This is a genomic window from Kitasatospora sp. NPDC053057 (assembly GCF_044546945.1).
GTDB lineage: Bacteria > Actinomycetota > Actinomycetes > Streptomycetales > Streptomycetaceae > Kitasatospora.
Genome location: NZ_JBITZP010000003.1, coordinates 136849 through 151776 on the forward strand (window position 1 = coordinate 136849; position 14928 = coordinate 151776).

The following is a 14928-nucleotide window of genomic DNA, read 5'->3' on the forward strand; positions in this document are numbered from 1 at the left end:
CGCGTCAGCCGCCCGTCAGTTGCCGGTCAGTTGCCCGTCAGCGCGATCGGAAAACGTTTGTTATTCCGTACGTGCACCGCACTTGCACCGCATCGTGCAGGCCTTCCGTGAGGAGCCCGGTTTGAATCGGCCGTCCGCCATCAGTGAAGTCCTTCCGCTCTCGCCACTGCAACAGGGGCTGCTCTTTCTCTCCGAGTACGACCGCGAGGGCACGGACGTCTACACCATTCAGCTGGTGCTCGACTTCGAGGAGCTGACCGACACCGAGGCGGCCGCGCTGCGCACCGCGGCGGGCGAGCTGCTGGAGCGGCACCCCAACCTCAAGGCCTGCTTCCGACACCGCAAGAACGGCGAGGCGCTCCAGGTGATCCCCACCGCCGTCGCGCTGCCCTGGCGCGAGGTCGCGGTGGCGGCGGAGGACGCCGGGGCCGAGTTTGACCGGCTGGCCGAGGAGGACCGGCTGCGCCGCTTCGACCTCGCCCGCCCGCCGCTGCACCGGCTCACCCTGGCCCGCGCCGGGGACGGGCGGTGCCGGCTGGTGTGGACCGTCCACCACATCCTGCTGGACGGCTGGTCGATGGTCACCCTGCTCGCCGAACTGGCCCGGGGGACGGCCGAGGCGTCGGAAGGACAGCCGGCCCGCTACCACGCCCACCTGGCCTGGCTCGGTGCGCAGGACAAGGCGGCCGCCCGTACGGCCTGGAGCGCTGCGCTGGCCGGGGTGACCGAGCCGACCCGGCTGGTGCCGCCCGGCCGCGCCGAGGCCGAGGGCGCGGGCACGCTGCCGCGGTCCGTCCCGCTGGACCTCGACCCCGAGGTGTCCGCCGCGCTGACCGGCTTCGCCCGGGAGCGCGGCCTGACCGTCAACGCGGTGGTGCAGGGCTGCTGGGCGCTGCTGCTGTCCCGGCTGACCGGCCAGGACACCGTGCTGTTCGGCGCGGTCAGCTCCGGTCGCCCGGCCCAGATCCCGGACGTCGAGCGGATGGTGGGCCTGTTCGCCAACACCCTGCCGGTCCGGGTGGACGTCGACCCGGCGCACACCCCGGCCGCGCTGTTCGCCGCCATCCAGCGCGCCCAGGCCGAGCTGCTGCCGCACGAGCACCTGACCCTGGCCGAGGTGCAACAGCTCACCGCCGTGCGCGGCGAACTCTTCGACACCGCGCTGATGTTCCAGAACTACCCGATGGGCAGCCTGCAGCTCGACCCCGGCGACGGCCCCCGGGTGACCGCCGTCGACATCCGCTCGGCCACCCACTTCCCGGTCACCCTCACCGTCTTCCCCGGAGCCCCGTTCGGCCTCGCCGTCAACCACGTGCCCACGCTGGTCGGCCGGGCCGAGGCCGAGCTGATCGGACGGCGCTTCGCCCGGCTGCTGGCCGCCGCCGTGGCCGCACCTGACCAGCCCTGTGGCCGCCTGGACGTCCTGGACGAGGTGGAGCGGGCCCGGATCGTCGAGGACCGCAACGACACCGCCACCGCGCCGCTCGGCCCCTGGCTCGCCCCGCTGCTGGCCGCGCAGGCCGCCCGCACCCCGGACGCGCCCGCCGTACGGTGCGGCGGGGAGCGCCTCAGCTACCGCGAACTGCACGCCCGCGCCGATGAGTTGGCGCAGCGGCTGACGGCCGCCGGGGCGGGCCCGGAGCAGGTGGTGGCGATCGCCCTGGACCGCTCCTGCGACCTCGTGGTGGCCGCGCTGGCCGTCCTCAAGTCCGGCGCCGCCTACCTGCCGCTGGACCCGGACTACCCGGTCGACCGGCTGCGCTACATGCTCGCCGACGCCGCCCCGGTGGTCACCCTCACGCATCGCAGGGTCCGCGAACTACTGGGCGGGAAGGACGAGTTGTGGGTCCTGGACGAGCCGGGCGGCCTCCCCTCCGGGCCCGGGCCGGGCGCGGCTGAGGCGCCGAGCGGCGACCACCCCGCGTACGTCATCTACACCTCGGGCTCCACCGGCCGCCCCAAGGGCGTCGTGGTGCCGCACGGCGCGCTGGTCAACCTGGTCCGGGACATGGCTGAGCGCTTTGCCGTGACCCCGGCCGACCGGCTGCTCGCCGTCACCACCTTCGGCTTCGACATCGCCAACCTCGAGCTGTTCGTCCCGCTCGCCACCGGCGCCGAACTCCTGGTCGCCGACAGGGAGACCGTCCGCGATCCGGCCGCCCTGGCCGAGGCGATCACCGGCCTCGGCGCCACCGTGCTGCAGGCCACCCCGAGCCTGTGGCAGTCGCTGGCCGCCGACCACGCCCCGCGGCTGGCCGGCCTGCGCGCACTGGTCGGCGGCGAGGCGCTGCCCGAGCCGCTGGCCCGCACCCTCACCGCCCACTGCGCCGCGGTGGCCAACGTGTACGGCCCGACCGAGACCACCATCTGGTCCACCGCCGCCGCCTTGACCGACCGGCCCGGCCCGCCGCCGATCGGCGGCCCGATCGCCAACACCCGGGCCTACGTGCTGGACGGCGCGCTGCGCCCCGTCCCGGACGGCACCTTCGGGGACCTCTACCTGGCCGGCAGCGGCCTGGCCCGCGGCTACCTGGGCCGCCCCGGCCTGACCGCCGAGCGCTTCGTCGCCGACCCGTACGGCCCGCCCGGCACCCGGATGTACCGCACCGGCGACATCGTCCGCTGGGACCCGGCCGGGGAAGCGCTGGAGTACGCCGGGCGCAGCGACTTCCAGGTCAAGATCCGCGGCTACCGGATCGAGCTGGGCGAGATCGAGTCGGTGCTGGCCGCGCAGCCCGGCGTCCGGCGGGCCGTCGTCACGGCCCGCGCCGACCAAGCGGGGGACGCCCGCCTGGTCGCCTATGTCGTACCGGCAGGGATCGACCGCGACCGATTGCGGGAGCGGGCGTCATCGGTGCTGCCCACGCACATGATCCCTGCCGTGTACGTTCCCTTGGACGACCTGCCGCTGACCCCCAACGGCAAGGTCGACCGCAAGGCCCTGCCCGCCCCGCCGGACGAGCGGGCGGGCACCGGGCGCGCGCCGGCGGGGGAGCGGGAGGAGCTGCTCTGCGCGGTCTTCGCCGAGGCCCTCGGGCTGGATCGGGTCGGCGCGGACGACGACTTCTTCGCGCTCGGCGGGCACTCGCTGTCCGCGACCCGGGTGGTCAACCGGCTGCGCGCCGAGCTCGGTGCGGACGTCCCGGTGCGGGCGCTGTTCGACGCCCGGACGGCCGAGGCGCTGGCCCGAGCCCTGGAGCCGTCGGAGGCCGCGCCCGCCCGGCCCGCGCTGCGAGCCGCCTCCGAGCGGCCCGCCACCGTGCCGCTGTCGTACGCCCAGGAGCGGCTCTGGTTCCTGGACAAGATGGACGACCCGACCGGCACCTACAACATCCCGCTGGCCGTCCGCCTGACCGGCCCGCTGGACCGCGCCGCGCTGGCCGCCGCCGTCGGGGACGTGGTGGAGCGGCACGAGAGCCTGCGCACCGTGTTCGCCGAGGCCGACGGGCTGCCCTCGCAGCTGGTGCTGACCGCCGCCGAGGCGGAGCAGGCCGGTGCCCGGCTGGAGTTGGTGGATCTGCCCGCCCAGGAACTCGAGAGCGCGCTGGCCGCCGAGGCCGCCCGCCCCTTCACGCTCTCCGCCCACGTCCCGCTGCGGGCCCGGCTGTTCGCCTTCGGCCCGGAGGACCACGCACTGGCGCTGACCGTGCACCACATCGCCGCCGACGGCTGGTCGCTCGGCCCGCTCGCCCGCGACCTGGCCACCGCCTACCAGGCCCGGGCCGAGGGCCGCGCGCCCGACTGGCGGCCACTGCCGGTGCAGTACGCCGACCACGCGCTCTGGCAGCGCGCCCTGCTCGGTGCCAAGGACGACCCGGACAGCCTGGCCGCCGCCGAAGTCGCCCACTGGCGCGAGGCGCTGGCGGGCATCCCGGAGGAGCTGGAGCTGCCCACCGACTTCCCGCGCCCGGCCCGGGCCGGGCACCAGGGCGGCGACGTGGCCTGCGAACTGCCCGCCGAGGCGCACGCCCGGCTCGTCGAACTGGCCCGCGAGGGCGGCGCCAGCCTGTTCATGGCTGTCCAGGCCGGCCTGGCCGCCCTGCTCACCCGGCTCGGCGCCGGTACCGACATCCCGCTCGGCAGCCCGGTGGCCGGGCGCACCGACGAGGCCGTCCGCGAGCTGGTCGGGTTCTTCGTCAACACCCTGGTGCTGCGCACCGACACCTCCGGCGATCCGGCCTTCCGCGAACTGCTCGGGCGGGTCCGGGAGACCGACCTGACCGCCTACGCGCACGCCGAACTGCCCTTCGAGCACCTGGTCGAGGAGCTCAACCCGGTCCGCTCGATGGGCCGCCAACCGCTGTTCCAGGTGGTGCTGGCCTTCGAGAACGCAACCGAGCCGCTGCCCGCGATGCCGGGCCTGACGGCCGTGGTGCTGCCGATCCGCAGCACCACGGCCAAGTTCGACCTGTCCTTCCAGGTCCGCGAGCGCACGGCGGCGGACGGCACCCCGGCCGGGCTGGAGATCCTGCTGGAGTACCGCAAGGACCTGTTCACCGCCGACACGGCGGCCCGGCTGGCCCGCTCGCTGGCCACCCTGCTGGAGTCCGCCGCCCGCACCCCGGACGCCCCGCTCAGCGCCCTGGACCTGCTCACCGCCGGGGAGCGGCGCGCCCTGCTGGCGGAGTCGAGCGGCCCGGCCGCCCCATCGAGCGCCACCACCCTGCCGGCGCTGCTGGAACGCGTCGCCGCCGAGGCCCCGGAGCACCCCGCGCTGGTCGCCCCCGACGCCGTCCCGGCCGGGCCGGGCACGCTCCGTATGGACCACGGGGAACTGAACGCCCGCGCCAACCGGCTCGCCCATCTGCTGCTGGCCCGCCGGGTCGGCCCAGGCGACCTGGTGGCGCTCGCCCTGCCGCGCTCCCCGCAGCTGGTGATCGCGCTGCTCGCGGTGCTCAAGACCGGCGCAGCCTACCTGCCGGTGGACCCGCAGTACCCGGCCGAGCGGATCGCCCACATGTTCGGCGACGCGAAGCCCGCCCAGGTGCTCACCGCCGCCGACATCGACCTGCCCGGGCTGCCCGAGGGCGTCGACCCGCTGCTCCTGGACGCCCCGGAGACGGTCGCCGAGCTGGCCGGGAGCCGGGACACCGACCCCGGTGACGCCGACCGCACCCGGCCGCTGACCCCGCAGGACACCGCGTATGTCATCTACACCTCGGGCTCCACCGGCCGCCCCAAGGGCGTCGCGGTGCCGCACGCGGGGGCGGCCAACCTGGTCGCCGACCAGCGGGCGCGGCTCGGGGCGGGGCCCGGCAGCCGGCTGCTGCAATTCGCCTCGTTCAGCTTCGACGCCACCGTGTGGGAACTGTGCTCCTCGCTGTTCGCCGGCGGCACCATGGTGTTCGCCACCGACGAGAGCCGGTTGTCCGGGGAGCAGCTGGCCGCGATGATCGTCGAGCACCGGGTCAATCACGCGATCCTGCCGCCGTCCGTCGCGGCCGGCCTGCCCGAGTCCGTACCGCTGCCCGCCGACCTGATGCTGGTGGTCGGCGGCGAGGCCTGCCCGCCCGCGCTGGTCGACCGCTTCGCTGGGCAGGTCGAGTTCCGCAATGCCTACGGCCCGACCGAGACCTCGGTCTGCGCCACCTGGAGCGAGCCGCTGCGCCCCGGCGCCGGCCGGCCGCCGATCGGCCGCCCGCTGGCGGGTCACCGTACGTACGTGCTGGACGCGGCGCTCGCCCTGGCGCCGGTCGGCGTCACCGGCGAGCTCTACGTGGCCGGGGCCGGCCTCGCCCACGGCTACCTGGGCCGGCCGGTGACCACCGCCGAGCGCTTCGTCGCCGACCCGTACGGCCCGCCCGGCACCCGGATGTACCGCACCGGGGACCTGGTCCGCCGGCGCGCGGACGGCACGCTGGACTACGTCGGCCGGGCCGACCGCCAGGTGAAGCTGCGCGGCTTCCGGATCGAGCCGGGCGAGATCGAGGCCGCGCTGGCCCGCCACCCGGTGGTGGTCCAGGCCGCGGTGCGGGTCCGCCCCACCCCGACCGGTGTCCCGCAGCTGGTCGGGTACGTGGTGCCGCTGCCCGGGGTGGCCGCCGTCGACGTGCCGGTGCTGCGCGCCTTCCTCGGCGAGTCGCTGCCCGCGCACATGGTGCCGGCCACCCTGGTGACGCTGCCCGCGCTGCCGCTCACCGCCAACGGCAAGGTCGACGACCGCGCCCTGCCGGAGCCGGGGGCGGTCCCCGCTGCCGCGCAGGGCCCGGTGCAGCCGCCGCGCACTCCCGCCGAGGAGGCCATCGCGGCCGTCTTCGGGGAGGTGCTAGGGCTCGAGCAGGTCGACGCCGAGGGTGACTTCTTCGAGCTCGGCGGTGACAGCCTTCGCTCGGTGCAGATCGTCAGCCGGGCCGCCAAGGCCGGGCTCGTCCTCTCGCTGGCCGATGTGTTCACCCACAAGACGGTGGCGGCGCTGGCCGCGGCCGCCCGGCCGTCGGTGCCCCGGCCGGCCGAGGGCGCGGGGCTCCCGGCGGCCATGCTGGAACCGGTGCTGCCGATCCGGCCCGGCGGCAGCGCCGAGCCGCTGTTCTGCGTGCACGGCGGCGTCGGCTTCGGCCTGCCGTACGCCGAGCTGGCCCCGCACCTGGACCCGGAGCGGCCGGTCTACGCGCTGCAGTCCGACGGCATCGCGGCCCCCGCCGGGCAGTGGCGCAAGCCGGTTGGGGTGCGGGAGCTCGCCGCGACCTACCTGGAGCGGATCCGGCGGGTGCAGCCGAACGGCCCGTACCACCTGCTGGGCTGGTCCTTCGGCGGGCTGGTCGCGCACGAGATCGCCGTCCAGCTCCGGGAGGCGGGCGAGCGGGTGGCCTTCCTGGCGGCGCTGGACGTCCATCCGGTGCACCCGGGCGACCCGAACCCCACCGACGAGGAGATCCGCACCGCCTTCCTCACCCACCACGCCGCCGGGACCGGCATCGACGCGGCGGAGCTCGCCCGGCTGATGACAGTGATGCGCCACCACACCGACATCGCCCGGGAGTTCACCCCGGGCCGGTTCGACGGGCCGCTGCTGCTCTTCGTCGCCGAGGAGCAGCAGCGGGGTGCCGAGTCCGTCGAATCCGCCGGCCTCTCCGACCCCTTCGACCGCTGGCAGGCGCACCTGGATGGGCGGCTGACGGTGCACCGGGTGCCCTGCGGGCACGAGGAGATGCTCGGCAAGGAGGCGGCCGGACGGATCGGTGCGATCACCGATGCCGCCCTGCGCCGCCTCCGTTAGGTCCCCAGCCCCGGGGCGAGCTGCCCTCGCCCCGGGGTCACAGGGAGGGGTCCTGCATCAGGATCGCCTGGTACAGGTGGTGGAGCCGGCGGCTCGGTTTGAGCCCCAGCTCGTGGTCCAGCCACTTGCGGGTGCGGTGGAAGATGTCCACGGCCTCCGACTGGCGGCCGCAACGGTACAGCGCGATCATCAACTGCTCGCTGAACCGCTCCCGTTCGGGGTACTGGGCGAGCAGCTGCTTCAACTCGGCGACCACCGCGCCCGCCTCGCCGGCCTGCAACTGCGCCGCGATCAGGTCCTCGCGGGCGGTCTTGCGCTGCTCGTCCAGCCGCAGTGCGACGGCCCGGCACCACGGCCCGTCACTGGTGTCGAGCAGGGCCGGTCCGCGCCACATTGCCAGCGCCGACCGGAGGGTGTCCATCGCTTCGTGCGGCCGGTGTTCGACCAGCCCCGCGCCCTTCTCCGCCGTCCGCAGGAAGCGGTACGCGTCGACCGCCTGCTCCGGGATTTCCAGCATGTACCCGTTGTCAACTGTTCTGATGAGTTCCTGGTCCGGTCTTTCCAGACCGAGCTCGGTCAAGGATTTCCGCATGCGCTTGACATTGGCCTGCAGGGCGTTGCGCGCGTTCTTCAACGGCGCCTCCCCCCACAGCTCGTCGATCAGCTCGTCGAAGGCGACCACCTGGCCGGCGTTCAGCGCCAGCATGGTGAGCATCACGCGGTTCTTCTTCGCGCGTAGACCGACGGTGCGTTGACCGTCCCCCATCAGCAGTGGCCCTAATATGGAGATGTACACCAAATTCCCCCGTTCCTAGCGGTGAACTCCAGCCGCAAGCTTCTCCGTTGAGTCCTCTGGGCGCCACCGACATCAGCGGTCGACTTGTTCGAAGGGGACTGAAATAGGGGAGGCCCGGGTATCATCCACGCTGATCAAGTATCGGACACCCGTGGCTCGTCCGGCCATGTACCTTCGTACATGAGTTGATGGACCTGTGCCACCAGGCCTGCCTGGAGCCGTGACTCGACCCCCAACTTCGCCAGGATACTGGCGACGTGGGCCTTCACGGTACGCTCCGTCACGTGCAGCCGATCGGCGATGCCGCGGTTGGAGTGCCCCGCCCCGATCAGGTCGAAGACCTGCCGCTCCCGCCCCGAGAGTGTTCCCACCCGGGCGAGTTCATCGCGCCAGCGCGCTGAGGCGAAGCCGCCGTCACCGTGCATCCCACCACACCCGTCCCCCGACTCCGTGGTGCGTCCCGTCGCGGTCGCGCCCTCCCGGCCTGGGAGGCTGCTCGCGCGGCGACGAACACGCTTGCGATTCTACAACTCCAGTAACAAACCACCGTGGGCAGGGCGACGTCAATCGCCTTGTTGCGGCAGGCGGACGATGCTGTACACACACAAGCGGCCGGGGAGGGCGAGAGGCCCTCCCCGGCCGTTCTGCCGGTGGTCGCGGGTGCTACGGAAGAGTCGTGCGGGCCGCCGCGGACGCCGCCGCCGCGGCCACGATGGCGGGCATCCGCGGGGCCCGGCGGGCGGACTGATGGGCCAGCCGGGAGGGCCACCAGGTCTTCCAGCCGAGCAGGGTGATCATGGCCGGCAGGGCCACGATCCGGATCGCCGTCGCGTCCAGCAGTACCGCGCAGGCCATGCCCACGCCCATCTGCTTCATCTCGATGTAGTTGAGCGAGGCGAGCAGCGCGAACACACAGACCATCACCACCGCCGCGCTGGTGACCACCCCGGCGGTGCGGGTGATGCCCTGCTCGACCGCCTCCCGCAGCGACAGCCCGCCCCGGGCGGCCTCCCGGATCCGGCTGACCACGAAGACGTGGTAGTCCATCGAGAGCCCCAGCAGGATCACGAAGAGCATCAGCGGCAGCCAGGCCACCACTCGGCCGGTGGACTCGAAGTGCAGCAGGCCCTCGGCCCACGTGTGCTGGAAGATCAGCGCGAGCAGGCCGAAGGAGGCCGCCGTGGAGAGCAGGTTGAGCACCACCGTGATCAGCGCGAGGATCACCGAGCGGAAGGCGATCGCCATCACCAGGAAGGTCAGCGCCAGCGCCACCCCGAGCACCCAGGGCATCTTGTCCATCACGTTCGCGCGGTAGTCCACGTCATAGGCCACGTCGCTGCCGCCGACCGCGAACTGGGCGCCCTCGACCGTGCCGAGGGTCTGCGGGGCGAGGTCCTCGCGCAGCCGGGCCAGTGAGGCGCGAGCCTCCGACGAGCCGCTGTCGAACCGGGTGCCGATCGCCACGGTGGCGACCGTGCCGTCCGCCGAGGTCTGCACCACCGGCTCCGGGTCGTGGACGAAGAGGTCATCCTCCATCGCGCGCCGGACCAGGTCCTGCACCGCCGTGTCCAGCTGCGCGGACCGGCCGGGCGGGACCTTCACGGCCACCGTGTGGGTGTCGGACTGGCTCGGGAAGGAGTGGGTCAGCCGCTCGTAGGACTGCATCGCGGGGATCGACCGGGGGAGGTCGTCGATCCCGGTGGCCTTGAGCTTGAGCCCGAGCGCGGGCAGCGCGAGCACCAGCAGCGCCCCGACCGAGGCCACCAGGGCGATCACCGGGTGGCGCAGCGAGGGCTTGAGCATGGTCGACCAGAGCCGGGGCTTGACCCCGCCCATCTGGGTGAGCCGCCACACCAGCGGGACCCGGGGGGAGTCCAGGTAGCGGCCGAACCGGGACAGCATGGCCGGCAGTACGGTCAGCGAGGAGATGATGGCGATCGAGACCACGATCACCGCGCCGGTGGCCATCGACTCGAAGGCGACGTGCCCGGCGAGGTAGAGCGCGCCCATCGAGATCAGCACCACCACGCCGGAGACCAGCACCGAGCGCCCGGAGGTGGCTGCCGCGATCTCGATCGCGTCGATGTTGTTGGCGCCGAGCGCCCGTTCCTCGCGCTGGCGCTTGAGGTAGAAGAGTGAGTAGTCGACGCCGATCGCCATGCCCATCAGGACCATGAACTGGGTCACCGGCCCCGGGTCGGGGATGACCTGCGAGGCGACCCCCCACAACCCGAGGCCGGCCAGCACCGAGGAGAGGCCGAGCACCACCGGGACGCTCGCGGCGACGATCGCGCCGAAGACGAAGAGCATCACCAGCAGGGTGACCGGCAGGCTGAGCACGGTCGCCTTGCGGAGGTCCTTGCTCAGCATGTCGTTGAGACCGGCCCTGATCGAGCCGGCGCCGACCAGCTCCATCCGTAAGTCGCTGTGCCCCTGCTGGGAGTTGGCGACGCTGTCGAGCAGGGGCTGCACCCGGCCGGCGGCGGTCTCCGGGTCCCCGTCGAGGGTGACCGGGACGCGCAGGGCGGAACCGTCCGGGGCGGGCTGCGGCTCGCCGATCACGGCGACGCCCCCGAGGGCGCGCAGGTTCCGGGTGGCGTCCTCGACGGCGGACTGCGCGCGGGCGGGATCCAGCCGGCCGCCTCCCCAGGGGCTGATGAGGAGGTTCTCCACGGCCCGCTCCTGAAGGCCGCCGCTGCGGGCGATCGCGGCGGCCCGGCCGGACTGGCCGATCGAGAGGTCGGAGTTGGTCGCCTGCCGGGTGCCGGTGAGGTCACCGAGCGCCAGGGCGCCGACCACGAATGCCACCCAGAGCGCGATCGCCCACCAGGGGTGGACAGCGCTCCACCGAGCCGCCCTGGTGATCACGTTCCTGCCTTCCACGATCACGTTCCCCTCCTCCTCGGCGGAATTGCCCGGACCCGCGCACGGGCCGAATCACTCGTTCGGCCGTGCGGTGCGGTGTGTGTTCGTACCGGAGAATCTAGTGGCGATCCGCCACCGGATCACGGGTACAACTTCGCCGTTTGGAGGGGGAGTTTCCTCTACTTGACACCCTGTTCGCGCGGGGCGGGATGGGAATCCCTGGGTGCTATTGGATACCACACGCCCCTGGATACGTTGAAGGGTCCGTCGCCGAGAAGTGCGACGGACCCCGCGTATTCCTCCGATTCCCCCGGCAGCGGCAGGTCGGCGACTCTCCAGGGTCCGGTGAGCCCGCCGGGGGCCGGTGCGTGCACGGTGGCGTGGGTGGCGGCGTGGGCGACCGGGAGGGCCATGCCCTCGGTGAGTCTGCCGCCCGCGGCCTTCACGCAGGCCTCCTTCCTGGTCCACAGCCGGGCGAATGCCGGATGGCCGCCCCGAGCCACCAACTCCCGCTCCTGGTGAGGGAAGAAGCGTCGGGCGACCCGGTCGACGTCCCGGCCGGAGCGGACCAGTTCGACGTCCACGCCGACCGGGCGCGGGGCCACCGCGAGCAGCGCCAGATCCCCGGAGTGAGACAGGCTGAAGTGCAGACCGGGTGCGTCCGCGACCACCGGCTTGCCCCAGCGGCCGCGGGTGAAGCGCAGGCCTTCCGGCGGGCGGCCGAGCCGCTCACCGAGCAGGATCCGGGTCGCAGCGTGCGCGATCACGAAACGGCGCCGCAGCCCGGGCAGTCGGCCGCTGGCGGCGCGGGCCCTTTCGTCCGCGTCGAGCAGTCTTTCCAGCTTCTCCAGCTCTGCCGGGATCCGCGGATCATACGTGTCCGGCCGGCCGGCGTGATCTGCTGGAATCGCTTGGTTCGGCCGATTTGCATGAGTCACGCCGGACAAGGGAATCCGCCATATCTCGACCGGTTCTCCCGTCCCGTTCAGAGCCGGTCCACCTTTCCGGTGTGCAGTCCCTGGAAGAGGGTGAGCTTCTGGATATTCCGGGTCCCCTCCATGAACTCCACGCCCCGGGCGTCCCGGGCGAGTTTGTCCAGCAGGGGGTGGTCCAGCCGTGCGCCGGGGCCGAAGAAGCCGGGCGCGCGCAGGGTGACCTCTTCGGCCACCTCGCAGGCCCGGGCCTTCGCCGCCGAGGCGAGGTACCCGTCGGACGGCCTGCGGTCCACCGCGAGTGCCGCCCGGTAGGTCAACTCCCGGGCTGCGTCGATCCGTTGGCCCAGAGCCTCGAACGCGTCCAGTTCCGCGCCGCGCAGTTCCTTGCGGTTCTCGCCGATGTAGTCGTGCGCGGCCCGGGCGATGCCGAGGGCGATCGCCGCGACGCTCGGGCGCAGCCGGTTGAAGACCGAGACGATGCCCCACATCCCGCGCCGGGTCGGCGGCAGGTGGGCGCCGAGCACCCGCTCGGCCGGGACGCGCACCCGGTCGAAGGTGACCCGGCACAGCTGCACCCCGCGCAGTCCCAGGGTGGGCAGCGGCTCGGCCCGGTAGCCGGGGTCGGCGGTGTCCACCAGGACGGCCAGCACGCCGAGCCGCTCGGTGCCCGCGACCCGGGCGAAGACCGCGCCCACGTCGGCCCGGGCCGCGTTGCCGACGTAGCGCTTCTCGCCGTCCAGCAGGTACGAGCCGTCGCCGACCGGGGTCAGCGTGGTGGTCATCTCGCCGATCGCGGAGCCGCGGTCCGGCTCGGTGAGAGCGAAGCAGGTCCAGCGCGGGCGCTCGGCCAGGCGGCCGTACACCCAGTCCTTCTGCGCCTGGCTGCCGAGCACGCCCAGCAGCACCCCGGTCATCGAGGCTCCGGGGGAGCCGAGCATCATCCCGGCGTCGCCGCGGGCCAGCTCCTCGCACACCAGGACCCGTTCCAGGGTGGCCAGGCCGTGCGCGGGGCCGGCGCCGAGCTCGGTGCCCGCGCGGTCCCACTCCGGGGGCGTCAGGTGGCCGGCCAGGAAGCGGACCGCGGGCAGGTCCAGGTAGCGGTGGACGGCGTCCGGGTCGCGATCCAGTTCGAGGGCGCCCGCCCGCAGGTCGTCGGCCCACTGCCGGACGTGTCGGTGGGTGGTCCGAAGCGGGCCTGGCAGGGTTCTCACACGGTCCCCTCGTGCTTGTCGCGGTCGTGCTCGGAGTGCTCGGCCGGCCAGGGCCAGCCGCAGTAGACGTCGGCGAGGAGCTCGGAGGCGTACGCGGCCCGGCCGGGGCCCTCGGAGGTGAACCCGTACGCGCCGAGCAGCCGCAGCAGGGCGCGGTCGACCTCGGTGATCTGGGCCTGCAGCCGGGCGAGGGCGCGGGCGTCCAGCGGGCGGGAGGGGGAGAGCAGGTCGGGTTCCTCGGCACCCTCGGCACCCTCGGTGTCCGGGGCCTCCTCGGCCAGCTCGTCCAGGACACTCCCGATCTCCAGCTGCTCGATCAGGGCGTCGGCGAGCGCGCCCTTGACCAGCTGCTGGAGCAGCAGCGAGGTGCCCTCGACCTTGCGGGCGGCGAGGTAGGCGACACAGGCCTCGCGCAGCCGCTCGGAGTGCCCGAGCCGCAGCCAGGCCAGGCCCGTGCCCCAGGTGTGCGGGTCGGGGCCGGGCGAGGTTCGCTCGGTGGCGGTGGGGCGCAGGACGGCGAGGCCGGGCATCGCGTCCGACGGTCCCCCGGTGTTCCGCGTGCTGTCGACCGTCTCAGCCAGGTCGCCGTACTCGTCGAGGAGTTCGCGCGGCACCACGGCGTGTCCGCGCGGGCCGCAGGGCGGCGCGCCCGGGGAGAGCGCGCGGGACAGCAGGGTCAGCGCGGGGACGAGGCCGTCGCTGCGCGCGCTCGCCCTCGCCTCCCGCCAGTGCTCCCGCACCTCGGCCGGAACGGTCATCGGTGTCTCAACTCCCCCGTGTGGAGCGTGCAGTAGGCCAGGACGTCGCGTTCCCGGTCATAGTCGGCGACGACCACCGGCCGGTGGCCGGCGGCGAGGCCGTTGACGCCGTCGACGTCGAGCAGCGCGGCCCAGCTGCCGGTCGCCGGCCGACCGGTCGCCCCTTCGGTCAACGGGCCGCCGTACGGTGGCAGTTCAGGGCAGTCGGCGAGGCCCGCCCCGGCCGCCACGGCCGCGTCCGCGGGCCAGTGCGCGAACAGGTCCGGTTCGGGCCGCCCTTGGGCCAGGCCGCCCAGCGGCCGGTCCCCGCCGTCCCAGTGCAGCAGCAGCGCCACGGCCGCATCGCCGCTGACGGCGGCCGGGGAGGGCGCGGCGGGCAGCGGGAACGGCTGGGTGCCCTGGTCCACGAACAGCAGCAGCAACCGCGACCAGCCGCAGCGCCGGGCGTACTCCACGGCCACCCGCAGCGCGCTGAACGGGCCCAGGGCGCCCTGGTCGGACACCGCGAAGGCGAGTGGCCCGCCCGGTAGCCGACGCTTGACGACGGAGGCGACCAGCTCGGTGTGGTCGAAGTCCGGTGCGGCGTAGGCGACCACCGCCACCTCGGGGGACTCCTCGGCGCTCAGCGGCCCCAGCGCGTCCAGCGCGCCGTGGGCCAGCTCCACCGAGGTGTGCCGCCCCGAGGCGGCGAACTGCTCGCGGTCGAAGGACGCCCCGTAGAGCGCCCCGAGCTCGTCGTAGAACTCCTCCGGGGCGCTCCCCGGCCGGTACGGGTCGCCCGATCCCGGCGGGGTGTACGCGGCCGCCCGGACCAGCCGGGGCAGCGCCGCGGGACCGGCCGGGTGCGGGCGCCGGACCGGCGCGGTCGCGCGGAACATGGTCAGGCGCCCGCTTCCGCGGCGACGAAGCCGGCCAGCGAGCCCACCGTCTCGAAGTGGGTCATGTCCAGCTCGTCGGCGTCGAACTGCACGTCGAGGATCTCCTCGATGGTGATGAGCAGTTCGAGCGCGCTGCTGGAGTCCAGGCCGAGCTCGTCGAAGAGGCGGACGTTCTCGCCGGCGCCGGAGACGTCCTTGTTGAGGACCTCCGACAGGCCCTTGCGGACGGCGTCGACGTACTTGGGATCGGTCGCGGTGTCGCTCATGGC

General features: G+C 73.8%; 9 protein-coding genes. 1 reads left to right on the forward strand and 8 read right to left on the reverse strand.

Annotation, left to right across the window (positions count from 1 at the left end):
- Window positions 1–121: 121 nt before the first annotated feature.
- Entirely contained in the window at window positions 122–7216 is a 7095-nt protein-coding gene (locus tag ACIG5E_RS05235; RefSeq protein ID WP_396531562.1) for an amino acid adenylation domain-containing protein, read from the forward strand.
- Between the two features lie 37 nt (window positions 7217–7253).
- Here ACIG5E_RS05235 and ACIG5E_RS05240 read toward each other — a convergent pair whose 3' ends face one another.
- From ACIG5E_RS05240 to ACIG5E_RS05275, 8 genes are all read right to left on the reverse strand, one after another.
- Complete coding sequence (locus ACIG5E_RS05240) at window positions 7254–8012, reverse strand: BTAD domain-containing putative transcriptional regulator (protein WP_396531897.1); 759 nt, start codon at window positions 8010–8012, stop codon at window positions 7254–7256.
- A 134-nt stretch (window positions 8013–8146) separates the two neighbouring features.
- Window positions 8147–8437 carry a helix-turn-helix transcriptional regulator gene (locus tag ACIG5E_RS05245; RefSeq protein WP_396531563.1) on the reverse strand — a complete coding sequence of 97 codons (291 nt, stop codon included), beginning with the start codon at window positions 8435–8437 and terminating at the stop codon, window positions 8147–8149.
- Between the two features lie 238 nt (window positions 8438–8675).
- Complete coding sequence (locus ACIG5E_RS05250; protein WP_396531564.1) at window positions 8676–10901, reverse strand: MMPL family transporter; 2226 nt, start codon at window positions 10899–10901, stop codon at window positions 8676–8678.
- Window positions 10902–11056: 155 nt separating this feature from the next.
- Complete coding sequence (locus ACIG5E_RS05255) at window positions 11057–11644, reverse strand: 4'-phosphopantetheinyl transferase family protein (protein WP_396531565.1); 588 nt, start codon at window positions 11642–11644, stop codon at window positions 11057–11059.
- 218 nt (window positions 11645–11862) lie between these two features.
- Entirely contained in the window at window positions 11863–13023 is a 1161-nt protein-coding gene (locus tag ACIG5E_RS05260) for an acyl-CoA dehydrogenase family protein (protein WP_396531566.1), read from the reverse strand.
- The gene (locus tag ACIG5E_RS05265) at window positions 13020–13781 is read right to left on the reverse strand and encodes a hypothetical protein (RefSeq protein WP_396531567.1); all 762 of its coding nucleotides are present in this window, start codon (window positions 13779–13781) and stop codon (window positions 13020–13022) included. The genes ACIG5E_RS05260 and ACIG5E_RS05265 overlap by 4 nt, the downstream gene beginning before the upstream one ends.
- A complete protein-coding gene (locus tag ACIG5E_RS05270) occupies window positions 13778–14659 on the reverse strand; it encodes a hypothetical protein (RefSeq protein ID WP_396531568.1) in 882 nt (293 codons plus the stop codon). The genes ACIG5E_RS05265 and ACIG5E_RS05270 overlap by 4 nt, the downstream gene beginning before the upstream one ends.
- A gap of 2 nt (window positions 14660–14661) precedes the next feature.
- Window positions 14662–14925, reverse strand: coding sequence for an acyl carrier protein (locus ACIG5E_RS05275; RefSeq protein WP_396531569.1), 264 nt, complete (start codon window positions 14923–14925; stop codon window positions 14662–14664).
- Between the last annotated feature and the right edge of the window lie 3 nt (window positions 14926–14928).

Excerpts from the sequence above, each read along its gene's own strand:
- ACIG5E_RS05245 (WP_396531563.1), bottom strand. The coding sequence starts at position 8,437 with ATGCACGGTGACGGCGGCTTCGCCTCAGCGCGCTGGCGCGATGAACTC.
- ACIG5E_RS05265 (WP_396531567.1), bottom strand. The coding sequence starts at position 13,781 with ATGACCGTTCCGGCCGAGGTGCGGGAGCACTGGCGGGAGGCGAGGGCG.
- ACIG5E_RS05270 (WP_396531568.1), bottom strand. The coding sequence starts at position 14,659 with ATGTTCCGCGCGACCGCGCCGGTCCGGCGCCCGCACCCGGCCGGTCCC.
- ACIG5E_RS05275 (WP_396531569.1), bottom strand. The coding sequence starts at position 14,925 with ATGAGCGACACCGCGACCGATCCCAAGTACGTCGACGCCGTCCGCAAG.